General features: G+C 37.1%; 24 protein-coding genes. 18 read left to right on the top strand and 6 right to left on the bottom strand.

Annotated elements, in window-relative coordinates; all coding sequences use genetic code 11:
* Nucleotides 1-11: 11 nt before the first annotated feature.
* A complete protein-coding gene (locus tag CD31_RS11825) occupies nucleotides 12-713 on the top strand; it encodes an amino acid ABC transporter permease (RefSeq protein ID WP_036077826.1) in 702 nt (233 codons plus the stop codon).
* A gap of 13 nt (nucleotides 714-726) precedes the next feature.
* Nucleotides 727-1482, top strand: coding sequence for an amino acid ABC transporter ATP-binding protein (locus tag CD31_RS11820; RefSeq protein WP_036077823.1), 756 nt, complete (start codon nucleotides 727-729; stop codon nucleotides 1480-1482).
* 54 nt (nucleotides 1483-1536) lie between these two features.
* Here CD31_RS11820 and helD read toward each other — a convergent pair whose 3' ends face one another.
* Entirely contained in the window at nucleotides 1537-3837 is a 2301-nt protein-coding gene (gene helD, locus CD31_RS11815) for an RNA polymerase recycling motor HelD (RefSeq protein ID WP_036077821.1), read from the bottom strand.
* A gap of 439 nt (nucleotides 3838-4276) precedes the next feature.
* On the opposite strand from helD, the gene CD31_RS11810 reads away from it, so the two are divergent.
* The gene (locus CD31_RS11810) at nucleotides 4277-5233 is read left to right on the top strand and encodes an AAA family ATPase (protein WP_036077818.1); all 957 of its coding nucleotides are present in this window, start codon (nucleotides 4277-4279) and stop codon (nucleotides 5231-5233) included.
* A 24-nt stretch (nucleotides 5234-5257) separates the two neighbouring features.
* Nucleotides 5258-5896: an RNA ligase family protein gene (locus tag CD31_RS11805; RefSeq protein WP_036077816.1), complete on the top strand. Its 639-nt coding sequence runs from the start codon at nucleotides 5258-5260 to the stop codon at nucleotides 5894-5896.
* A 185-nt stretch (nucleotides 5897-6081) separates the two neighbouring features.
* On the opposite strand, the gene CD31_RS11800 is transcribed toward CD31_RS11805, so the two are convergent.
* On the bottom strand, nucleotides 6082-7272 hold the full coding sequence (locus tag CD31_RS11800; RefSeq protein ID WP_036077814.1) for a coenzyme F420-0:L-glutamate ligase: 1191 nt from the start codon (nucleotides 7270-7272) through the stop codon (nucleotides 6082-6084).
* Nucleotides 7273-7394: 122 nt separating this feature from the next.
* Between CD31_RS11800 and CD31_RS11795 the strand changes: the two genes are divergently transcribed.
* A complete protein-coding gene (locus CD31_RS11795; protein WP_036077812.1) occupies nucleotides 7395-8312 on the top strand; it encodes a LysR family transcriptional regulator in 918 nt (305 codons plus the stop codon).
* A gap of 17 nt (nucleotides 8313-8329) precedes the next feature.
* Here the strand turns inward: CD31_RS11795 and CD31_RS11790 are convergent, their stop codons facing one another.
* Complete coding sequence (locus tag CD31_RS11790; protein WP_036077810.1) at nucleotides 8330-9211, bottom strand: LysR family transcriptional regulator; 882 nt, start codon at nucleotides 9209-9211, stop codon at nucleotides 8330-8332.
* A gap of 113 nt (nucleotides 9212-9324) precedes the next feature.
* Here CD31_RS11790 and CD31_RS11785 point away from each other — a divergent pair, with 113 nt between their 5' ends.
* Entirely contained in the window at nucleotides 9325-10344 is a 1020-nt protein-coding gene (locus CD31_RS11785; protein WP_036077807.1) for a YeiH family protein, read from the top strand.
* A gap of 112 nt (nucleotides 10345-10456) precedes the next feature.
* On the opposite strand, the gene CD31_RS11780 is transcribed toward CD31_RS11785, so the two are convergent.
* A complete protein-coding gene (locus CD31_RS11780) occupies nucleotides 10457-10789 on the bottom strand; it encodes a heme oxygenase (RefSeq protein ID WP_016992083.1) in 333 nt (110 codons plus the stop codon).
* A 219-nt stretch (nucleotides 10790-11008) separates the two neighbouring features.
* On the opposite strand from CD31_RS11780, the gene CD31_RS11775 reads away from it, so the two are divergent.
* From CD31_RS11775 to CD31_RS11720, 12 genes are all read left to right on the top strand, one after another.
* Complete coding sequence (locus CD31_RS11775; protein ID WP_036077805.1) at nucleotides 11009-11695, top strand: response regulator transcription factor; 687 nt, start codon at nucleotides 11009-11011, stop codon at nucleotides 11693-11695.
* On the top strand, nucleotides 11679-13094 hold the full coding sequence (locus tag CD31_RS11770; protein ID WP_036077803.1) for a sensor histidine kinase: 1416 nt from the start codon (nucleotides 11679-11681) through the stop codon (nucleotides 13092-13094). Before CD31_RS11775 ends, CD31_RS11770 begins: the two co-directional genes overlap by 17 nt.
* 190 nt (nucleotides 13095-13284) lie before the next feature.
* Nucleotides 13285-13986 carry a polyphosphate polymerase domain-containing protein gene (locus CD31_RS11765; RefSeq protein ID WP_036077801.1) on the top strand — a complete coding sequence of 234 codons (702 nt, stop codon included), beginning with the start codon at nucleotides 13285-13287 and terminating at the stop codon, nucleotides 13984-13986.
* 19 nt (nucleotides 13987-14005) lie between these two features.
* Nucleotides 14006-14689, top strand: coding sequence for a DUF4956 domain-containing protein (locus CD31_RS11760; protein ID WP_036077798.1), 684 nt, complete (start codon nucleotides 14006-14008; stop codon nucleotides 14687-14689).
* Nucleotides 14690-14731: 42 nt separating this feature from the next.
* Nucleotides 14732-16501, top strand: a complete 1770-nt coding sequence (locus CD31_RS11755; protein WP_036077795.1) for a CotH kinase family protein — start codon at nucleotides 14732-14734, stop codon at nucleotides 16499-16501.
* A 143-nt stretch (nucleotides 16502-16644) separates the two neighbouring features.
* Nucleotides 16645-17193, top strand: coding sequence for a class I SAM-dependent methyltransferase (locus tag CD31_RS11750; protein ID WP_244905045.1), 549 nt, complete (start codon nucleotides 16645-16647; stop codon nucleotides 17191-17193).
* Nucleotides 17194-17591: 398 nt separating this feature from the next.
* Entirely contained in the window at nucleotides 17592-18812 is a 1221-nt protein-coding gene (locus tag CD31_RS11745) for an ABC transporter substrate-binding protein (protein ID WP_004233542.1), read from the top strand.
* Nucleotides 18813-18958: 146 nt separating this feature from the next.
* Nucleotides 18959-19834 (top strand): branched-chain amino acid ABC transporter permease, encoded by an 876-nt coding sequence (locus CD31_RS11740; RefSeq protein WP_016992164.1) that lies wholly within the window; start codon nucleotides 18959-18961, stop codon nucleotides 19832-19834.
* A 12-nt stretch (nucleotides 19835-19846) separates the two neighbouring features.
* A complete protein-coding gene (locus tag CD31_RS11735) occupies nucleotides 19847-20782 on the top strand; it encodes a branched-chain amino acid ABC transporter permease (RefSeq protein WP_016992163.1) in 936 nt (311 codons plus the stop codon).
* On the top strand, nucleotides 20782-21561 hold the full coding sequence (locus CD31_RS11730) for an ABC transporter ATP-binding protein (protein ID WP_016992162.1): 780 nt from the start codon (nucleotides 20782-20784) through the stop codon (nucleotides 21559-21561). The genes CD31_RS11735 and CD31_RS11730 overlap by 1 nt, the downstream gene beginning before the upstream one ends.
* Complete coding sequence (locus CD31_RS11725) at nucleotides 21561-22268, top strand: ABC transporter ATP-binding protein (protein ID WP_004233555.1); 708 nt, start codon at nucleotides 21561-21563, stop codon at nucleotides 22266-22268. Before CD31_RS11730 ends, CD31_RS11725 begins: the two co-directional genes overlap by 1 nt.
* Before the next feature lie 113 nt (nucleotides 22269-22381).
* Nucleotides 22382-22879, top strand: coding sequence for a cupin domain-containing protein (locus CD31_RS11720; RefSeq protein WP_036077792.1), 498 nt, complete (start codon nucleotides 22382-22384; stop codon nucleotides 22877-22879).
* A 42-nt stretch (nucleotides 22880-22921) separates the two neighbouring features.
* On the opposite strand, the gene CD31_RS11715 is transcribed toward CD31_RS11720, so the two are convergent.
* Both CD31_RS11715 and rluF read right to left on the bottom strand, forming a co-directional pair.
* Nucleotides 22922-23641 (bottom strand): DUF6904 family protein, encoded by a 720-nt coding sequence (locus CD31_RS11715; RefSeq protein WP_036077790.1) that lies wholly within the window; start codon nucleotides 23639-23641, stop codon nucleotides 22922-22924.
* Between the two features lie 27 nt (nucleotides 23642-23668).
* Nucleotides 23669-24370: a 23S rRNA pseudouridine(2604) synthase RluF gene (gene rluF / locus CD31_RS11710; protein WP_016992158.1), complete on the bottom strand. Its 702-nt coding sequence runs from the start codon at nucleotides 24368-24370 to the stop codon at nucleotides 23669-23671.
* Nucleotides 24371-24457: the final 87 nt, after the last annotated feature.

The raw sequence follows: 24457 nt of genomic DNA, 5'->3' as shown, positions 1-24457 counted from the left end.
GAGGCGAGAAGGTGAATTATCAATTTTTACTTGAAACATTTTTCGTAGCATTATCTGGTGTTCCTATCGCGCTCCTTGTCACAGTTGTTGCGTTGGTGATAGCTTTGCCATTGGGATTTTTGCTGGCACTGACTAGGATCAATAAAATTCCAGTTATCCATCACCTAGCGAAGATTTATGTTTCTTTTGTTCGAGGAACACCGATCATTATACAAATTTTTATTATCTATAGCAGTATACCGTTAATGTTAAAAATTATTTTTGAAAAATATCATATTGCGTATGATGTTTATAAAATTAATCCAATTTGGTATGCGTTTATTGTGTTTGCATTCAGCTCAACAGCCATTTTGATTGAGGTCTTTCGATCGGCGTTAAGTACCATTGAAAAGGGGCAACTAGAGGCTGCACACTCAGTAGGTTTGTCAACATTCCAAGCATATACTCGCATCATCATTCCACAGGCATTAGTAGTGGCATTGCCGAATATTTGCACAGCTACAGTTAATCTTATTAAAGCTACATCGCTAGGCTACGCAATGTCGCTTCCTGAAATTACACTGAAGGCAAAAGTAGCGGCAAACGTTGGCTACAATTATGTAGAGGCCTATTTGGATATCTTTATTGTGTACTTAATTTTATGTAGTACGGTTGAATACTTGTTTAAGCGTTATGAGAAATATTTAAGCAAATACAAAATGGCAAATGTCTAAGGGGTGAATTAGCATGTTAGAAATTAAAAATATTCATAAATCATTTGGTGGCAATGAAATCTTAAAGGGTGTTGATTTAGCCATTGATAAAGGGGACGTTGTTGTTATTTTAGGTCCCAGTGGTTCAGGAAAAACAACATTATTGCGTTGTATCAATTTTTTAGAGAAGGCTGATCAAGGCCATGCGACATTTGGAGATATTCAGGTTGATTTTCAACATGTAAAGAAAAAAGACGTACATGCAATTCGCCAGCGTGTCGCATTTGTCTTCCAAAACTATAATCTATTCACTAATAAAACGGCATTAGAAAATGTAACGGAAGGGTTAATCATTGGACGTAAAATTCCTAAGGCACATGCTGTGGAAATTGGTAAAAAGGCACTTGATAAAGTAGGTTTATCAGACAAATATGATGCCTATCCGAGTCAGTTGTCAGGAGGTCAACAGCAACGTGTTGGTATTGCACGAGCAGTAGCTTTGAATCCTGATATTATTTTATTTGATGAACCAACGTCCGCACTTGACCCTGAATTGGTAGGTGAGGTTCTACAGGTCATGAAAAATATTGCAGCGGAGGGTACAACAATGCTTGTAGTAACACACGAAATGGGCTTTGCCAAAGATGTTGCCAATCGCGTAATTTTCATGGATGGAGGAGTGGTTGTAGAGGAAGGTAGCCCTCATGATATTTTCGTCAGCCCAAAAGAGGAGCGAACGAAGAAATTTTTAAAACGTGTCATACCCGAAGACTATACGTTCTATATATAAAACAGCAAGAGAACAGGAGAATCTGTTATTTACAGATCCTCCTGTTACCTATTATTAAAGGAAATACGTTAATTTGTTAATGGAATAAATGTGCAGCTCATGCATAGCTCTCGTACACGCCGTATAGAAATAGTACCGTTCGCTTTCTCTTGAGTAATTAGCGGCAGATGCATTATAGATGATTACCGCATCAAATTCGATCCCTTTCGCCATGTAAGCTGGAAGTAATAAAATACCCTTCTTAAACTGCTTTGAATTATGGTTGATTAATTGAATATCTACTCGATTGTTTAATTGCTTATAAACGGCAGAGCATTCGGCTGCGGTTTTACAGATGACAGCGATTGTTTCAAATTTAATAGATAAATGGTTGATGTCTTGAATAATTTGATCCATTAATTCCACTTCATTTGGCACGATAGTAATCGATGGTTCAGGGCCAGTTCGGTTAAATGCTTCTACTTCACTACCATCATTCAATATTTTGGCAGTGAGTTGTATGATTTGCTTTGTCGAACGATAGCTTTTGGTTAATATCATTTTTTCTGCCTGCTCACCATATAATTGAGTGTCGAGTAGAGAAGGATTATTAAAGGTATGTGGATGGATCGTTTGATGGCCATCACCTAAAATGGTCATACGTGCTTTTGGGAATAACTGCTGTAATACAGTAAGTTGAAATGGCGAATAATCCTGTGCTTCATCTATTAACACATGACGGATCATCCTATTGGTCTGTTGTCCTTCAATTTTGTCCTGTAAATATAAAAATGGCGCAGCATCCTCGTAGGCAATGAAACGCTTTGCTAAATTAGGGAGTGTTTGCTGACAAATATCTTCCCAATTGTCTGGCATAAGGTGTTGTAAATCCTTGTTAATAGAACTGTTCAAATCAAAGAGCTGTCGATAAATACCTAACATATGGACAAACTTTAACTTGTTAACAGAGTTACGTAATGGTTTAAAGTGTTTTTTGACAATTTGTCTCGCTAATTTATAGCGTTCTTGATCAAAATCGTCAAATGAGTTTTCAGTATAGCGACCCTCGTATAAAAGTTCACTATAAGATTTGGAGTAGTCTTCTTTATCTAATAGCTCAGTAGCTTCTTCTACCCATTCCTTTGTACGCTCAGCCTTTTCCAATTTCGTTAGTTGCTGCAATAACCATTCTTTTACTAATTGTAGGCGATCTGGTATCGACATAGTAGAAGGGAAAGAATAGAAGTATTCGGTAATTTCCTGTGCAGTAATAATCCGTTCTCCACGAAAAACGATATTTTTAAATAACAAGCCTTTATCGGATAAATAACTCACATATTGATCGATTAAATGTTTATAAGCGAGACTCGCTTTAAAAGAAATGATGCTTAATTTTGTTTGATACTGAGTATCATCCTTTTCTGTTAACAGTTCTTCAAGTTGCTCATAAGGATACTCTAATTGAAACTGTTTACCTAATCGTTTTTCAGCATATTCTATAAACGTTAACTGCTGCATATTGTCTTCACCTAAATCAGGTAAGACAGAATGAACATATTGATTAAAAAGTTGGTTAGGTGTAATTAGCAGAATTTGATCGGCAGTCATTTCATCACGATAACGATAAAGTAGATAAGCTACCCGCTGTAAGGCTACAGCTGTTTTGCCACTACCTGCCACACCTTCAACAATAAGATAGCGTGAATTTACATGGCGAATAATTTTATTTTGCTCTGCTTGGATTGTCGCAACAATACTACGAATATGCTCATTTGCATTTTGCGCAAGGATATCGAGCAGTAGGTCATCACCAATTGTAAGGCCCGTATTAAACATGGATTGTAGTTGACCATTTTTAATAATAAATTGCCGTTTTAACAGCATTTCTCCATGAATTTCTTCACCTAATGTTTCGTAGGATGCATCACCAGGTGTGTAATCATAATACATACTCGATATAGGCGCTCGCCAATCAAAAATGACGATATTTTCATCCTGTTCATCCAATAATGTGGCTACACCGATATAAATTTTTAAAGGGTCTTGTTGACCATCTTGTACAAAGTCAATACGAGCAAAATAGGGTGACTGTTGTAAACGTTCATATACCTTTACATTACGAATTGCACGTTCCTGTGCAAGCTCTGAGTCAGATAAAAGCTCTGCCTGCTGCTTAATTGCAAAAAAGGTTTCGTCTACATCCTCGGCAGTATCTAAATTGACTCTGACATCGTTCCAAAAGGATTTCTTTAAGGCAACAGCATTTTCTTTGAAGCCTTTTTCTTTATGCTCTAACTCTTTTATTTTGTGAACAATGATGTTTAAAGAATCCTCAAGGTGCTGCTTTTCTTCTAGCCATTCTTTTTGATTTTCCAACGTTTACTCACATTCCTCTCCATAGTTATTTGCTTCCTTTGACAGTAACCCTCACCTCAATAGATGGTGAGAAGAGCGTAATTGTGATGCTTTTTTAACTGGTTGTCCCACCATCCCTTTGAATAAAGTGAAAGTATCTAACGCTGGTCATGAGAAGGGTGGATTGAATCAGGAAATTTATCATACATCTACTTCGGAAAGAAGTATAGTCTAGAAATTATTGTAAATTTATGATACAATAACTGTGTAAGGTAATAAGATATTGATATATAGAGACTGCTCTACAAAAAGGTGGAGCAGTCTTTTTTATATGTAATATTGCTTCATATTATGACTGATTATAATAAATTGTTATTAAAAATAAGTGGATGAAATGCTCTTAAGACACTAAAGAATGTGGCATGCCATACGATATAGAAACTTGAAGGGAGGTGAAAAAATGAAGGTGATCTTTACAGTAGGGTTGCCCGGGAGTGGAAAAAGTACATTTGTGAAACAGCTAGCTAAAAATGAAAATGCAATTGTTCTATCAAGCGACGCTATACGTCAGGAGTTATTTGGGGATTCAACGAAGCAAAAGTCACGTATAGTCTTTCGTACGTTATATGAACGTCTTAATGACTTAGTAGCAAAAGGGTTTTCTGTCATTGTGGATGCAACCAATATTGAACGAGAGCGCAGGATGTTTGCACTTCGTAAAATACCAAGTACAGTGCAGAAGGTATGTTATTACTTTGATACACCTTATTCAATCTGTGTAGCCAGAAACCAGCAAAGGAAAAGACATGTACCATTAATCGTGATGGAAAAAATGAGAAAGCATTTAGAGTTCCCGACAGTAGGAGAAGGGTTTAATGAATTGCATATTATTCATGAATCAAGTCCCTATGATCTTTCTCGACAACAATTTGTTTCACTCATACAAGGCCACCCCACCTATGAAGAGCTTTTTCAAACACTTCAAGCAGTCCCACTTTTCAAAGAAATTTATCAATTCAATCAAGAAAACCCATTCCATCAATTTTTACTATGTCAGCATACGTATTTTGTGTACGCGTATATCAATGAGTACTACTCAGAAAGCGATAAATTAGCTCTACAAATAGCTGCATTGTTTCATGATGTTGGTAAACCAGCTTGTAAAAAATATAAACCTTTGCAACAGCGTTATGGTTATTTTGGGCATGAAAATGTCTCTGCTCAACTGGTTTGCCATTTTCTATTAGAGTTGGGCTTTGAAAAGGACTTTGTATTAAAGGTTGTTCATTTAGTGCAATTTCATATGTTAATCCAGTATGGGGGAGATAGAGGTGGAAGCCAAATTTATCATTTATTAGATGGTGATTTATTAACAAGGCTTTATTTTTTCCGTGAGGCAGATCAATTTGCCAAGTAAACATTGGGAAAGGGAGGTGAAAATATGACGAAATTCATGAAATACCCAAGAAGTTTTCATTTACCATGGAGCAGGGGCTATACCGATGATGATAAAGTTGCTAGAAATGTGAATCATTTTATTGGAAAGGAGGTTGTTGTCACTGAAAAGTTAGATGGAGAAGGGACAACACTTTACAGAGACTATATGCATGCTAGAAGTATTCATTCAGCCAACCATCCTTCTAGACATTGGGTAAAAACATTTCACGCGAATTTTGCGTATCGGATTCCAAAGGACTGGCGCTTATGTGGTGAAAATGTTTATGCCAAGCATTCTATTTATTATCAAGGATTAACAAGCTATTTCTATTTGTTTAGCATTTGGAATGAAGAAAATATTTGTTTGAGCTGGGATGAAACCGTGGCCTTTGCAGCAGCGTTAGGTATAGAAACAGTGCCCATTTTATACCGAGGGATTTTTGACGAAGAACAGATAAAACGTACATTCACTGGAAAATCATTCTTTGAAGGGGAACAAGAGGGGTATGTCATTAGAAATACTAGCTCATTCCATTACGAAGATTTCCGCTATAATTTAGGGAAATTTGTGAGACCGCAACATGTTCAAACAAGTGAGCATTGGCTAAGAGAAGAAATTATTCCAAATAAATTAAAATCCTAACCAATTAAGAAGAGAAGGGACTGAGCACAATGTAATACTATAGCAAGCATTCAATAATCTTCTATTACGAGGTAGGTGCAAGGAGTGCATATCCCTATTCAATGGGAGTACGGGTTCGATTCCTGTTATCCTCGCCATAAAAAAATGAACTCTCTTCATTAGGACGAGAGTTCATTTTTGTTTGTTTATTTAGTGTAATTATCGAAGTAGCCTTGAATGTAAATCATTGGTGTTCCTTTGTCACCCGAACCAGATGTAAGGTCAGATAGGGAACCGATAAGATCTGTTAAACGACGAGGCGTTGTTCCTTGTGCAGCCATTTGACCTGTTAAATCTTCATCTTTATTTTGAATGTATTCAGAAATAGCAGCCTTTAGTTCTTCGCCTCGAAGGTCTGCAAAATCATTGTCTGCTAAGTATTTCAATTTAACCTCGTTCGGTGTTCCATGTAATCCAGCTGTGAATGCTGGGGATACAACAGGGTCTGCAAGCTCCCAAATTTTACCTACAGGGTCCTTGAATGCGCCGTCACCATAAATCATAACTTCTACTGTTTTTCCTGTAGCTTCTTTAATTTTTGCTTGGATTCCATCAACAATCGGTTGGCAAGTATGCGGGAATAATTTTACGCTATCCTCTGTTGCTTTGTTCGAGCCAAGTAGACCATACTCAGCATTGAAACCAGAGCCATTAATTGATTCAGCTAAAATATTATCAAGGCTGTAAACTTTTTCTGCACCGTTCGCTGTTAGAATACGTTTTGTGCGGAAGCGTGAATGAATATCACATGTTAAGATACTCTTTGTGTAATTTAAAATTGTTTTTGGATTATTTGAGAAGATGACCTCACACGTAGCCCCTTCTGCTTCGATTAACTCTTTATAGTATTCAATATAATCTACACCAGTAAATGTGTGTTTTTTATAGCCAAAATGCTCGCGGAATTCAACCTCATTGAGTGTATCCGTCCATGGGTTAATGCCTTTTACATCGAGCTCATCAATATCTACAAGGTGATTACCCACTTCATCAGATGGGTAGCTTAGCATTAATACTACCTTTTTTACACCTTTAGCGATGCCTCGTAAACAATTGGCGAAGCGGTTTCGACTTAAGATGGGGAAAATAACGCCTACCGTATCATCACCGAACTTAGCCTTTACATCTATGGCAATATCATCAATCGTAGCATAGTTTCCTTGTGCACGTGCCACGACAGATTCAGTTACTGTCACAATATCACGATCCTCGATTGCATATCCTTCAATTTGTGCAGCATTTAACACTGTATCTACAACAATTTGTTCAATATTATCGCCTTCGTTAATAATAGGACCACGAAGACCTCTTACAACTGTACCGATTACACGTTCCAATTTAATCTCTCCTCATTCTATCTTGCGTAAAGTGAAATAAAATCCATATGATTTTACTATAAGGCTCGTTAATGATATAAGTAAAATTAATAGTTCATATAATAGCTATAAGGGGTGCTTATATGATAGGGAAATTAGATTTATATCGTGTTTTTAGTGTTGTAGCAAAAAATAATAGCTTTTCTAGTGCAGCAAAAGATTTATATATGACACAGCCAGCTGTAAGTCAGGCAATGATGCAATTAGAAAATGAGCTTGGCACACGTCTTTTTAATCGAACCCCTAAAGGTGTGACATTAACAACAGAGGGTAGCCTACTTTTTGAATATACTAATTCTGCTTTAGGGCTTTTAGATGCTGGTGAAGAAAAATTACTTGAATTCAAAAATTTAACAACTGGGCAATTAAAAATAGGGGTAGGTGATACGATCTCACGCTTCTTTTTAATGCCTTATTTAGAAGCATTCCATACAATGTATCCGAATATTAAATTGCAAATGCTAAATGGTACAACCTCTGAAATTTGTAATTTTATTAAATCAGGTGAGGTAGATATAGGGTTTTGTAATTTTCCAATAGAAGATTCAACATTAAAGTTGACAGTATGTACAGATATTCAGGATATTTTTGTCTGTGGGGAAAAATATAAAACACTTTCGTCTAAAAGTTTAAGCTATGAGGATCTTTTGAAATTTCCACTTATCTTTTTAGAGAAAAAGTCGAATTCACGGAAGTATGTGGAAGATTATCTTTTTGCGAGAGGGGTTCACATAGCACCAGAATTTGAGCTAGGTTCACATGACTTGGTACTAGAATTTGCGCGTAGTAACCTTGGCATTGCATGTGTAACAAAGGAATTTTCAAGGGACTATCTACAACGAGGTCTTCTTTATGAATTAACTTTAATGGAAAGTATCCCCACAAGAAGTATTGGTATGTGTTATTTGAAGACAGTACCCCTTTCTAGAGCTGCAATGAAATTTGTTGAAATCATTGAAAATAAACATTTTAATACGAGAAGAACCATAAAAAGAGCTTAGCGACGAGAAAAAAATCGCTATGCTTTTTTTATTAAGCTATCAATCAGTATGTCGACATTGCGTTTATTTTTCATCGTTGGTGAGCAAAGATAAGAAAATGTCCGCATAAAGTGCTGGCCTTCAAGGGGCAAAATGGTCATATCCCCATTTTTTAATTCACGTTCTATGACACAGGCAGACAATAAGGAAAGACCAAGTCCCTGCATAACACTCTCCTTCACTCCTTGATTACTGCTAATAGTCAAAAGCGAATGAATCTGCAAACCATTGGCTCTGAATAAATGATCCAGATAATAACGTGTTCCAGAGCCTTCTTCACGCGCAACCCAGCTTTGCTGCTGGAGTTTATCAGCAGTCAGAGGTTGTTGCTTTGTAAGAGGATGATTACAGTCGCTAACAATAAATAACTCATCCTGCATAAATGGCTCAATGACTAGTTCATTATCATGAGCCTGACCTTCAATTAGACCAATATCGACTTGCAGTAATTTTGTATATTGAATGATTTCCTTTGTATTGCCAATAATAATTTGAAGTTCAAGTTGTGGGAATCGTTGCTGTAAGCTTGCAATGATTGGAGGCAATATATATTCGCCAATTGTAAAACTTGCCCCAATGACTAGCGTACCTTGTACCTCTTGATGATAGGCAGCGATATCTTCTTTTGCAGCTTCAGCTATCGCCATGATTTGCTTTGCTCGTTTATAAAGAATTTCACCAGTTGGTGTAATTTGCACCGATTTTGGGGAGCGAATAAATAAGGTTGTTTGTAATTCTTGCTCTAGATTCTTAATGTGTAAGCTAACACTTGGTTGTGAAATATGAAGTTTTTCAGAGGTCTTCGTAAAATTATTGACTTCAACCAGTGTGATAAATGTTTTTAAAGCATCCAATTGCATATTTTCACCTCTATTATTAGAAATATTAATAATAATAATTATATATATGTATTTTACTAATAGTGCACGCTTTATTAAAGTAATAATCAACAAGGGAGAAAGAAGTGAACATCATGGTTAATAGACAGAATAAAGTAAAATCCACACTTAATCCAAATTTCTTGAAGGGAATATTGTTAACACTCCTTATTGCTTTAGTAGCGAAATATATTGCCACATATCCTTTCTTTTCGATATTGGGACAGTTGGTTATTGCCATAATATTAGGGATGACCTGGCGAGCAATATTTAAAGTACAGAATTCATGGCAAGTAGGTATTTCATTTTCTAGCAAGAAGCTATTACGATTCGGTATTATTTTATTGGGTATGCGCTTAAATTTGGCAGATATTTATCATGCAGGAGCAAACGTTTTTTTAATTGCAGTCATTAATTTGCTATTTGCATTAATTGTTGTGTACGGCCTAACAAAAATATTTAAAGTTGATCAGAAGCTAGGGATATTAACTGCTTGTGGGACTGCAATATGTGGAGCTGCTGCAGTAGTGGCAATTGCACCTCAAATTAAAGCAAATGAAAAGGAAACGGCGGTAGGGGCAGCGATTGTTGCGTTATTGGGGACTCTATTTACACTTATTTATACGGTACTCTATTCGATTATCGATTTAACACCTTCTGCGTATGGTATTTTCGCAGGGGGGACATTACATGAAATTGCGCATGTAATTGCAGCTGCATCTGCTGGTGGAAACGAAGCAATTGATATAGCCGTCATTGTGAAATTAACACGTGTTGCCCTGCTCGTACCTGTAGCGATTGTTATTGGTATTTTCTATCGAAGAATGGACAAAAGTGAAGAGAAAAAGGCATTTTCTTTATCCATCATACCGTGGTTTATTTTAGGGTTTTTAGCGATGAGTGCTATCAATTCTTTAGGGATTATACCAGCGAGCGTATCGCAAGCATTTGTAAATATTGCTTATATTTTAATTGCGATGGCAATGGCTGGTTTGGGATTAAATGTTGAAATAAAAACGTTTAAGGAGCTAGGTGTAAAGGCATTTATTGCAGGTTTAATCGGCTCAGTCTGTCTATCCGTACTTGGCTATATATTAGTCATTCTTTTATATTGATTTAATTAATGTTTCGTATACCAAGAAAAAAAGACCCTGCATGATTGTTCAACATGCAGGGCTTTTTAGATAGAATCAGAAGATAATGTATAAGTAATTTAATCGTCGTTCATTAATTTAAAGCTCCAATAGAAGAAGCTAATTCAGCCACCACCATTTTGCTGCCGATAATTGGACTGTCAGCCTTTTCTCCCTCAGAACCAGAATTTGGGCGTTGATGGGCTGCAGCAAATGCATCGCTATTACGCCATGCTTGGAAATGCTCCTTAGATTCCCAATACATATTAACACTCATTTCGTCATAAGTAGGATCATCGGTTGAAATTAATACCTCTACTTTGTGAAAGCCTTCAAACTGTTGCAGAGGACCTGGCTTTGTAAAATTTGGTGCCATTCTCGCAGCAAAACCGGGTTTTACTTGAATACGATTAGTTACAATAATCATGCTTTTACCCCCCTTAATTTCATTTACTAGGTTTTTGAATGAATTATCATTGATTATCATTCGCACTCAATGATAAGTGGCTTAGGAAGACATTGTCAATAGATGTCCTCTATATAATCTGTGCTAGTAGTTTATGGATTATGGATAGGCTGACATTTAACTGACATAATCCGGTGCTATAATGAGTATAAGAGTGAACTAGTAATGAGGTGATCGACTTTGGCTAACATTTTAGTAATAGAGGACGAATATGCAATAAGCCAGGTTTTAAAGGTTTATTTACAAAAGGTGGGTTATAGTGTGACACAATGTTTCAATGGTGGTCAAGCCTTGGTCATGTTTTGTGAAACACAGCCAGACCTAGTGTTGCTCGATATTATGTTACCAGAAAAAAATGGTTGGTCCATTTTAAAGGAAATCAGAGAACGAAGTGTGTGCCCAGTTATCATGTTAACAGCATTAGGTGAGGTTAATTACCGTCTAGAGGGGTTTGATCATGGAGCAGATGATTATATTGCCAAGCCTTTTATCGCAGATGAAGTTGTTGCAAGAGTGAGGGCTATTTTAAGACGTGCTGAAGGTAGTCCAGATTCATCTACTATTAAGCAGTATGGGTCTCTAGTGATTGATTGTAAAGCACATAAAGTGCTTTTGGGCGGAGAAGAGATTGTATTAACGCCAAGAGATTTATCCGTGCTTATGTTTTTAGCTGACCACCCTAATCAAACATTTACCCGTGATCAGCTTATTGATCAAGTGTGGGGATGGGAGTATGAGGGTAGTGATCGTGCTGTAGATTTAGCTATAAAGAGACTTAGGAAGGCTTTAAAAGAATGGGATGAGGCAGAAGGGGAAATAAAGACACTACGTGGATTGGGGTATCAGCTAAGTGTTCAAAAAAAATAAGCGAATATCCTTACTTCAATATTGGACGAGCCGATATTTACTAACACTTTTTATAGGCTTAGCTATTATTTCTTTGATCTCCGCAACGTGGATTCGTCATACAACATTTGAAAATCGATTAGAATTAATGGAGTTTTTAGCAGACGAGACGGTCTATCGTTTAACGGATGCAACAAATCCTAATAATGGACCTATAAATGGTATTCCAGGTTTCATAGGGGATCGCCAGCGTTTTAATATGAAAGAGATCGATCCAATTTTGTATGTTGTAGATACAGAGGGAAATATACTGACAAGCAACCGTCCAGTACCACCTGGTAGTGCCAAAAATGTAGCTGGCTTGTTGGATGGAAAAGAAGGTACTAAGGAAATAAAGGATGGACTTGAGCCTGAATATGTAGTGAAAAGAAAGATAGAAAATAATAATGAGTTATTGGGCTGGGCCCTGGTGATGGAGAAGAAGGAGAATTTAACAAGGGTTAACCAAGCATATGGACAGCTTGCCATATTAATTGGAGCATTAGCATTATTAGGCTGGATCGCTATTTACTTTCTGTCAAAGCGCTTAGCCAATCCCATTAAACAAGTAGCAGAGGCTGCCAAACATGTACAGGAAGGCAATTATGCAATTGATTTGCCTCAAGATAGTAAGGAAAAAGAGGTCTATGAGCTTGTTTCCTCCTTTAAAAATATGGCAAATAAACTAGAGCAGCTGGAGAAAACTCGAACGGAATTACTAGCAGGTGTCACCCATGAGTTGAAAACACCTGTCACCTCTATAAGTGGATTATTACAGGCTGTAAGAGGTGGTGTTGTAACGGGTCAGGATGCTATGGAATTCATTGAAATGGCTATGGTCGAAACGACAAAAATGAAAACAATGGTTGGTGACTTACTTGCCTTTAACCATTTTGCTGTCGATGCTATTCCTGTGCAGATAGAGTCAGTAGATATTAATCAGCTACTGCAAGATTCAGTGGCACAGTGGAAAGTAATGCAGGAAGATGAACATGTGAAAGTTGATTTACATTTGTTGGAACAGCCTGTGCTTGTACAGATAGATATTGTTCGTATCCAACAAATCATTACAAACCTATTAACCAACGCTAAACAGGCGATGGACAAAGGAACAATAACCTTGACAGTGATAGATAAGGGGGAAACTCTGTCGGTGATGGTGAAGGACACAGGACATGGAATCCCTCTAGAGGATCAGGCATTTATTTTTGAGCGTTTTTATAGAGGAGAAAATAAAAAATATACTGTTCGAGGGTTGGGTTTAGGATTACCACTTAGTAAAATGATGGCCCAATCTGTTGGAGGAGAGTTGCGATTAATCGAAAGCAATCCCTCTGGAACACATTTTGAATTAGTATTACAAAAGGCTACTGCGCTATAAGAGCGTGGTAGCCTTTTAATGTTGGTTTAACCTGTCTCCCAGAAATCTGCTTTGTTTGTAAAAGATAGTTGAAGAATTTGTAAAGCTGACATCTGCCTGACACAAAAGCCCTTTATAGTAAACGATGTGGACGAGCATATCATTAAAGGTTTGTCAGTCTGATACTAATATGAGTAGGGAGAGTGATGAAATGCCAATAGTTACTTCATTTAATCCAAATGGTCGCCAAGAAATTAAACAAGCGATCTCCTATCCAGATTATGCGTTATTAAAAGCCAAGCTTCAGCATGTTATGCAACGAGATAAGCATGCTGGCTTAGATGGTAAATATTTGATTCGTAGTACGTACTTCGATAATTTTGCCAATAAAGTGTTAAATGAGAAAAAAGAAGGCTTTATTAATCGAGATAAATATCGGGTACGCATATACGGTAAGTCTAGTGACGTTATTAATCTGGAGCGGAAGAGTAAGCGTAACAATGTTACCTTTAAAACAAAATGTTCATTATCTCAAGCTGAGTATGAAAAACTACGTATTGGCGAGATATCCTGGATGGAGAATGACGACCGAGCGCTAATTCGAGATTTATATCAAGAGATGAATTACAGCCAGCTGAGACCTACTACGGTAGTGGATTACGAGCGAGAAGCCTATATCTATCCGTTTGGCAATGTGCGTGTGACATTTGATAGTAAGGTGCAATCGAGTCTACGCAACACGGATATGTTTAATCAAAACTTACCAATGGTCGATGTGCTTGAGCCGAATCTTGTAATTTTAGAGGTGAAGTACGATGAATATTTACCAGACATTATCAAGTATTTACTGCAGTCAGTGGATACTCGTGCAGAGGCCTATTCAAAATATCAACTTAGTCGTATGTACGGCTAATAATAAAGGAGAATGAAAAATGGATACAATTAAATTTAGTGATATTTTTAAATCCAACTTTTTAGAAAAAACAACCTCATTTTCATTAATCGATTCAATTATTGGTCTAGTAGTCGCATTTTTTATTGGGCTTTTTATTTATGCTGTTTATAAGAAGACCTTTAATGGAGTTATTTACTCACATTCATTCAATATCTCACTACTTATAATGACAATGGCAACAGCACTAGTGATTATGGGAATCAGTTCAAATGTTCTGCTGTCACTTGGTATGGTTGGTGCATTATCTATTGTACGTTTCCGTACACCTATTAAGGATCCAATGGATTTAGTCTATATTTTCTGGGCAATTGTTTCAGGTATTTTATGTGGTGCTGGCTTTATTCCATTAGTGATTATTGGTGCAGTTTTAATCGGACTTGTATTGCTAATATTCGTTAATAAAATAACGGCAGAAAATCCGTATTTACTGATTGTAAAGCTTGAAGAAGAGTTGGCTAATGCTGAAATTGAGCGAATTATTGCCGCGCAAACAAAAAAATTCGCTCTGAAATCGAAATCCATTATGCAACAGAATGAAATCGAAACAACTTATGAAATTCGTGTAAAACAAAATGATGCAAAACTGATGGATGAACTAACAAAGGTAGCTGGTGTAAAATCAGCCATTATGCTGAGCTATGATGGGAATTTCACAGCGTAATGATCTTATTAACAAATAGAACTACGATGAGAGGTGACGGCTATGATTAAAACACGAATTGTCTATCTGTGCATGGCAATTTTACTCCTTCTCTTTGTCGTGATATATGCTGTACTCCCGAATATAGGCATTGAAACGAAAAATTCTGAGTTTTCCTATGAGAAAATAGTATTTAATAGCAATAAAGTAACCACTGTAGATATCGAGATCGCCGAGGAAGATTGGGCGGATATGCTGGCAAATGCTTCTGCTGAAGAATTAAAACAAGCAGATATTACTGTAAACGGCAAGAAAATTGAGAATGTTGCTATTCGTACAAAGGGCAATCTATCATTACGATCGGTTGTTAATAGTGATTCAGATCGCTATAGCTTAAAAATCGATTTTGATTATTATGATGATACACAAAGCTTATATGGCTTAAAAAAATTAAATTTAAATAATAATTATAGTGACTCTACATTAATGAGAGAGTATATCTCCTATGAACTGATGGAGCAAATGGGTTTACCAACACCAGCACACTCCTATATGTATGTCACAGTGAATGGTGAGGAGCGGGGCTTGTTTTTAGGGGTAGAAGCTGTAGATGAGACATTCCTGGCTAATAATTACGGCTCTAATGATGGCTTTTTATTTAAGCCAGATGGGACAGGCAGTGATTTAAAATATATTAGCGACGATATTGAAGACTATACAGGTATCGGATTAAAAACAAATGAAGGTAATATTGATCAATCCAAGTTGGTTGAAATGCTAGATGCCATTAATAATGGTGGAGACATAGAAAAATATATTGATGTTGATGAAATGTTACGTTATTTTGCCGTCAATACAGCACTTGTGAATTTAGACAGTTATCAAGGGAATATGAAACATAACTATTATTTATATGAACAGAACGGTGTGTTTTCTATTATTCCTTGGGATTACAACATGTCCTTTGGTGGCTTTGGGGCTGGAGGCGGTAGAATAGCAGGAGGAAACGGCGAAAATCTAGCTGACGCTTCTACTAATATGGAAAAACCATTGGCACAAAAAAATGGACAATCCGATCAAGCTGTTGATGGGGGTATGAAAAAAGAAGGTGCCGGCTTCAACATGGGCATGTCGGGCAACCTATTAGATGATAGTGCTATTAATTTTAGTGTGATTACGCCTGTTTCTGGCACAACTTTAGAGGAGCGGCCACTCCTGAATGTATTGCTTTCGAATGAGGAATATCGTGCCAAATATGAAGGTTATTTAGAAGAGCTAGCAACAACTTATTTAACAGAAGATTATGTGCAATCTATTACTAAAAAGTTAGCTGTGCTATTAACAACTTATGTTGAGGCAGATCCAACCAAATTCTCCACTACGGAGCAGTTTTTAGAAGCAGTTGAAGGCGAAAATAGCTTGCCTGCATTTGCTAAACAGCGCTCAGAATCTATATTAAAGCAACTGTCTGGAGAGCTTGTAGTGGAAGCATCTACGTTTTCTCAGGGCAATACGGGTACGCAAATGCCAAATAAAGATGGTGAAATGAATTCGATGCCAGACAATTTTGATCCAAGTCAGCTGCCAGAGGACTTTGACCCAGCAAAGAGCCCGCCTTTAGATGGCGAGGGTCCGAGAGCAGGACAAAATGGAGAACAAATGCAACCTCCTAATGGAAATGGAGCTCCAATGGGAATGCCTGGTGTAAATAGTAAAGCTGCGAATCAGGAGCCTGTTATTGATAAAAATACAGTGTTTACGGCCATTACATGTCTAGTGCTACTCCTTATCGCTCTTCTCTTTGTTGTCAAATTTAAACGTAGAGGTCGTTAGAAAATAACCATATCCAATAGCTTTGGGTATGGTTTTTGCTTTTTATCGTGTTAAAATAAAGCATTCTTTTTCTGAGGAGTCTTTTCATATGAATGAACAGCAATTTGATAAACATTTGCATATAAGCACAGTGGGAGAGCAATATGGTTTTCCTTAAGCTTGCGCATTATCATCGTTACGAGCCAACGCCCTACAGCGGGTTGGAGCAATTATTCGCTTCGTATCAGATGCCTGACAATCCAGTATTTATTGATATGGGATGCGGGAAAGGGCGAGTTCCTATTTATGTGCACCATAAGTTCCATATACCAACCATTGGGATAGAGATGGATGCAGGATTTTATACTGAGGCTGAAGAAAACAAACGTAGTTATCTTCAAAAAATGAGAGCGCATGCCCCTATTAAGTTTATTCATACAATAGCCGAGGCATATGAAATAAAGTCACGTGATAATGTGTTTTTCTTTTTTAATCCTTTTTCCATCCATATTTTTCGCACAGTCATTCATAATATTTGGAAATCCTATGAGCAGCGAATGCGAGACATTCATATAATTTTATATTATCCGCCTTACGATTATTTACAATTTCTACATCGTGGTACACCATTTGAATTGCTTCATGAAGTGCAAATAGAAAATGAAACAAATCTTAATGAGCGCCTTTGTGTGTTTGAATTAAAAAAAGCTTAGAGTATAGGGAAACCCACTCTAAGCTTTTTACTATTTAAAGTACAGATACAAGTAGTTACTTGTAGTTTTATGATTATTTTCAGGGAAATAATTTTAATAGTTGGGAGTTCTTTAAAGTAATTAGACTTTATTGTGAAAAAATAATTTCATCTGATAGTTTTGTACTAGTGTATAGTTTGAATTAAAAGATAATTCATAAATAACTAATTATACTGAAAAATCACTCTAGACTAAATATAAAGAATGTTTTACAATGAAAAAGGCTTATATGAATAATATTTTTGTTTTGTTTTTAGATAGTTATAAATAATTATTTTGGCTATTGAGTAAATGAATTTAATTGTTTATAATTATCAGAAATATCTAATATTTGAGAAATTTTCAGGGGGAATTTAATTATGAGAGAGAGCAAAAAGCTTAAGAAGTTCGGTTCACTTTTAGTAGCATCTTCATTACTTGCTGGTGTTCTTGCTGGTTGCGGTAACGGAGACGATTCAAGTTCTGGCGGAGGCTCATCATCAGGCGGAGGTTCATCTGATGGCGATACAATTAAAATCGGTGCCAACTTAGAGCTTTCAGGGAATGTAGCATCTTATGGTTCCTCTATTGGGCTAGGTGCAGAACTGGCTGTAAAAGAAATTAATGACGCTGGCGGTATTGATGGTAAGAAAATTGAATTGATTAAAGTAGATAATAAATCAGAGAACTCTGAAGCAACTTCAGCTGCTATTAAACTAGCAACGCAGGATAAAGTAGTAGCAATGCTAGCACCTGCAACTTCAGGTAATACAGTAGCAACTGTTCAAATTGCAAATGATAATAAAATTCCTATTGTTACTGGTTCTGGTACAGCACCGAATATCACAGTAAACGAGGATGGCAGTGTTAATGAATATGCTTTCCGTACATGCTTTATTGACCCATTCCAAGGAATTGTAGCAGCTAACTTTGCTTCAGGTGAGCTAGATGCGAAAAATGTAGCTATTTTCGCAGATAATGCATCAGACTATGCAAAAGGTTTAGCAAAATCCTTTAAAGAAACGATTACGAAGAGTGGCGGAAAAGTTGTAAAAGAAGAAGCTTATGTAGCGAAGGATACAGACTTCCGTACACAATTAACAAATATTAAAGCGGCAAATCCAGACTTTATCTTTATCCCTGGATATTATGAAGAAGTTGGTTTGATTGTTAAACAAGCACGTGAAATGGGCATTGATGTACCTCTAATGGGGGCTGACGGTTGGGACTCTCCAACTTTAATCGAACTAGCTGGCGCGGATGCATTGAATAACACATACATCACAAACCACTATTCTGCTGAAGACCCAGATCAAAAAATTCAAGATTTTGTAAAGGCATTTAAAGCTGCAAATGGTGACAAAGCGCCTGACGCATTCAACGCACTTGGTTATGACACAATTTACTACATTGCAGATGCGATTAAACGTGCAGGCTCTACAGATGGGGAAGCAATTAAAAATGAATTAGCTGCAACAAAAGATCTTTCTTTAGTAACAGGTACTTTCTCAGTTGACGAAAATCATAACCCAATTAAAACAGCAACAGTTCTTGAATTTAAAGACGGTAAACAAGTGTTCAACTCTAAAGTTAATCCTTAATGTTTTGTAAGCAAGGGGGAGGCGGGTAAACACGCCTTCCTTTTTTGTGTGCTAGATAACTAGAATCATAGAGCAAAACATAACTTTTAGTATAGATCTATGTATTTATTTTTCAATTTTCAGAAAATTTAAAGGAGTGAATGCGCATGGAATGGATACAGCAACTTGTGAACGGTATTTCACTTGGAAGTATCTACGCGTTAATAGCGTTAGGGTATACGATGGTATACGGTATTATCAAGCTGATTAACTTTGCTCATGGTGATGTCTTCATGATTGGGTCATTTATTGGCTTTTACGCTATTGCTAAATGGGAGCTTGGCTTCTTCCCAGCATTATTATTGGCAATGTTAGTTTGTGCAATCTTTGGTGTATTAATTGAACGTATTGCCTATAAACGTTTACGAAATGCTACACGAATCGCAGCTTTAATTACAGCGATTGGTGTATCGCTATTAATTGAATATACAACGATTTTCTTCAGAGGTGCTCAACCAGCAGCATATCCTGAGGTTTTCAAAAATAAATCACTAGATATTTTTGGCGTTCAAATCAGCAGTACTTCCATCTTAATTTTATCAGTCGCAGTTGTACTGATGATTCTTTTACAATTCATCGTACATAAAACAAAGATTGGTAAAGCGATGCGTGCCGTTTCCCACGATGCAGATGCAGCTCGCTTAATGGGTATTAACGTTGACAATACAATTTCTGCAACGTTTGCGATTGGTTCAGCTTTAGCTGGTGCAGCAGGTGTTATCTTCGGTGTTTATTATACAAAAATTGACCCGCTAATGGGTGTTATTCCTGGGGTTAAAGCATTTATCGCAGCCGTTCTTGGTGGTATTGGTATCATCCCTGGCGCTATGGTTGGTGGTATGTTACTAGGTGTTGTAGAGTCCTTAGTAAGTGCACTTGGCTTCTCGTTATGGCGTGATGCAGCGGCATTCGTTATTTTAATTTTAATCTTAATCTTCAGACCATCGGGTATCTTTGGTAAAAACGCCCGTGAGAAAGTGTAGGTGAGCGGTTTTATGAAAAAGTCTAAAGTTTTCTGGGGCTATGCCGTAATAGCGCTAGTCATCTATGCAGTTGTACAATTGTTGATTACAACAGAAGTAATTGATTTGTACTATAAAAATATGTTGATCACAATGTGTATTAATATCATGCTGGCTGTCAGCTTGCATATTGTTATTGGTGTTACTGGACAATTCTCGATTGGACATGCTGGGTTCCTTGCAGTGGGAGCGTATGTATCGGCTATTATTACAACAAAGTTAATGTTACCATTCCCATTGGCCATCCTATTAGGGGCTGTAGCAGCAGCAGTTGCTGGTTTAATCGTAGGGATTCCAACGCTTCGGTTAAAAGGGGATTACTTAGCAATTGCTACACTTGGATTTGCAGAGATCATTCGTATTATCTTTTTAAATACGGATTATGTTGGTGGCGCAGCAGGGATGCAGGTTAAATATTTATCGAACTGGACATATGCATTCTTTGGCGTAGTGCTAACAATTCTAGTTATCTCAAACTTTACAAATTCTCGTCATGGGCGTGCGTGTATTTCCATTCGAGAAGATGAAATAGCAGCAGATGCGATGGGTATTAACACGACTTACTATAAAGTTGTTGCATTTGCGATCGGGTCTTTCTTCGCAGGTCTAGCAGGAGCCATTTTTGCACATAACTTTTACATTATTCAACCGACAACATTCGGTTTCTTAAAATCATTTGATATTTTAATTTACGTTGTACTTGGTGGTTTGGGAAGTCTTTCTGGTTCAGTGATTGCTGCGATTTTCTTAACAGTTGTGTCTACTTATCTAGCAAACTTCCCAGAAACGCGTATGATTATTTACAGTTTAGTTTTAATTATCGTGATGCTCTATCGTCCAACAGGCTTGATGGGAACGAAAGAGATAACACAATTATTTAAGTTTGGTAAAAAGGGAGGTACTAAATAATGACTGGAAACCTTCTTATCAATGTTGAAAATATGGGTATTCAATTCGGTGGTTTAAAGGCAGTTCAGGGCGTTAATATGTACCTTAACCAAGGCGAATTGGTAGGACTTATTGGGCCAAACGGTGCTGGGAAAACAACTAGCTTTAATATGTTAACAGGTGTATATACACCAACGGAAGGTACAATTACTTTTAATGGTATGAAATTGAATGGACTTGCGCCCTATCAGGTTACCCAGAAGGGGATCAGCCGTACGTTCCAAAATATTCGCTTATTTAAAGAGCTATCTGTACTAGACAATGTTAAGGTTGCTAACCATTCTCTTGCTAAGCATTCTATGTGGTCTTCTATTTTTCGTTTGCCTACTCATTTCAAAGGTGAGGCTGAAATGGAGCAACAGTCAATTGAGTTCTTAAAAATCTTTGGCTTAGATGTTTATAAAGATGAGCTAGCAAAGAATTTGCCCTACGGGATGCAGCGTCGTTTAGAGATTGCTCGTGCGTTAGCGGCAAATCCCAAACTACTTTTATTGGATGAACCAGCAGCAGGGATGAACCCACAAGAAACTCATGATTTAATGGAGTTAATTGCATTTATTCGTAAAGAGTTCGGCTTAACAATATTGCTGATTGAGCATGATATGAGCTTAGTTATGGGTATTTGTGAACGTATTTACGTACTTGATCATGGACAATTAATCGCTGACGGGACACCAGAAGAAATTCGCAACAATCCAAAGGTAATAGAAGCGTACCTTGGTGAGGAGGTTATCGGCTAATGCTAAAAGTACAAAATATCGATGTTTATTATGGCAACATCCAAGCATTAAAGGGCCTCTCTTTAGAAGTAAACGAGGGTGAGATTGTAACGTTAATCGGTGCAAACGGTGCTGGAAAGAGCACGCTCTTAAAGACATTGTCAGGTTTATTGAAGCCAAAAGGTGGCATTATTGAATATGAAGGCTTTTCGATAGCTGGGAAAGCGGCACAGACTATTGTTAAATCAGGGATTTCTCACGTTCCAGAAGGTCGTCGTGTTTTTGCCAATATGTCAGTTGAGGAAAACTTAGAGCTTGGTGCATATCTGCGTAATGACAAAGCAGGTATTAAGAAAGATATGGATCATGTTTTCGAGTTATTTCCACGCTTATTGGAGCGCCGAAAACAGCAGTCAGGTACATTATCCGGTGGGGAACAGCAGATGCTTGCAATGGGGCGGGCTTTAATGGCAAAACCAAAACTATTATTAATGGATGAACCTTCAATGGGTCTTGCACCGTTGATGGTAAAAAATATCTTTAATATTATTGAGCAGGTTAATAAAGAAGGAACCACCGTCTTACTTGTAGAGCAAAATGCTAATATGGCATTATCTGTCGCTAACCGTGCATATGTACTTGAAACAGGGCGTATTGTTTTATCTGGTTCAGCAAAAGAGCTACAAGAGAGCGAGCAAGTAAAGGCAGCTTATTTAGGCGGATTATAAAAATGGTAGGACATCTCATGTTGAGATGTCCTTTTTGGCTTGTATGTTGAAAGAATCAGAGGTAGCATTTCCACTTTACTTTTTGGTAAGGTTGAAAAAAGGAGTGATGCTTTTTGAAGTATTCAGCACAATATTTTATTGAACATTTAAAGTTAGCCGAACATCCTGAAGGGGGCTATTACATTTCATCGTTTCGTGCATCGGACGATATAGCAGTGAGAGATGTACAGAGACCGATTTATACTAGTATATATTTCCTCCTGCGCTCACAGGATATTTCACATTTACATCGTTTACAATCGGACGAGCTATGGTATTATCACGCAGGAAGCCCACTAACAGTGCATATGATTTTCCCAGATGGGACATATGAAGCGAAGAAGCTTGGCTTGAATGTAGAAGCAGGGGAGGTCCCTCAAATCGCAGTACCAAAGCATACAATTTTCGGCTCGTCGGTGGAGGAATCTGATTCGTTTAGTTTAGTAGGATGTATGGTGGCGCCAGGCTTTGACTTTGAGGATTTTGAATTGTTCACACAGGAAGAGCTTTTAGCAGATTATCCTCAGCACGAGGAAGTTATTCGTAAAATGGCCTACAAAACAATAGAATAGAAAAAACAGCCGTCTCAATTATGTTGAGACGGCATGGTTTGTTCACCAGAATATTTCTTCAGGATAATTTAGTTGAATTTGAATATCATGTAATGCTTGTTTCGTTGCTATAGCTGCTTCCATCAGGTGGGATTTTAAAGCTACATATTCATGGTCCTCTACCATTAATCTCACAGCAAATGCCGCTAAATGAGCCTGACGTTCCTCTTTACTTAATTCGATATATTCTAGATTTAGAACATCCACGTACTGGGTTGCAAAACGGAAAGTTAAGGGATTTTTAGCATGTAACATTCTTAAAAACACAGCATAATCTTCTTCACTTACCTCTTGCTCTAGACATTCAGCAATAGCCGCTTGAAATTTGCGTATAATAGCTATTTCATGATTCCACATAGAAGCATTGTTTAACTTTTGGTGCAGGTCAATAAAATCATTTAATGCGATGGCACTAAAGATAATTTCTGGCCAAAGAATTTCTGTTGAAAAATAGACATTCTTACTTGGAAAGATGAGCTCATGTTGTGTTAGAACACTCTTATTAAGTCCATTACTAACAAACTCTAGGTGATGTTCACCGAGCATAGCATGTCTTAGTTTATAGCAAACGCTTAAAATACGTAGTCGAGGACCCTGATAATCATAGTATTTATTTTCGTCACCAGTTACATTATAAATAGCATTAATTAGTTCATCTAAATCCCAATAATCCGCGCTAATTCTTACCCCTGTTAGTTGTTCTGTGCTTTGAATGGATATCATAGTCCTCGCCCCTCCCCTTAAATGTGTTTATTTTGGTGTGTAATTGAGTAGTTTGAATAGTTCTGTTCGTTCCTTCTCTGTTAAATCACGCCATTGCCCTACCTTTAAATTACCAAGCTTAATATTCATAATTCGAATACGTTGAAGACGCTTAACGGAATATCCTAGTGCAGTACACATTCGACGAATTTGGCGGTTTAAGCCTTGCTCTAAAATGATTTTAAATACTTTATCTGAAATCTTTTCCACATGACATGGTAAAGTTGTTGTATCTAAAATATCGACCCCAGCCCCCATTTTTTGGATGAATTGCGCAGTTATAGGCTTATCAACTTGAACAATGTATTCTTTTTCATGATGATTTTCAGCACGTAGAATTTTATTGACGATATCACCATCATTCGTTAACAACAATAGCCCCTCTGATTCCTTATCAAGACGCCCGATATGAAAAATACGCAAAGGATGATTGACAAAATCAACGACATTGCCTTTTATATGACGTTCTGTTGTACTTGTAATCCCAACAGGTTTATTCAGAGCAATGTAAACAAGCTGTTGTTCTTTCTTTACCTCTTTTCCATCCACGCAAACAATGTCTCCTGTTTCAACCTGACTACCAACTGTAGCCAGCTCCCCGTTAATCGTTACCTTTCCTTCTGCTATCCATTTATCAGCCCCACGACGAGATATGATGCCAGTTTCACTTAAATATTTATTAATACGCATATTGTTCTCCTATATTTTATATTATTTTTAAGTATACCTTAACGTCACACATACAGTGAATGCTAGAAGCTTTTCTAGCAAAAATAA

It is taken from the genome of Lysinibacillus boronitolerans JCM 21713 = 10a = NBRC 103108 (assembly GCF_000772935.1).
Lineage (GTDB): Bacteria > Bacillota > Bacilli > Bacillales_A > Planococcaceae > Lysinibacillus > Lysinibacillus boronitolerans.
The sequence above is the reverse complement of the archived record's forward strand: the minus strand, read 5'-3'. Positions and strand labels throughout refer to the sequence as shown.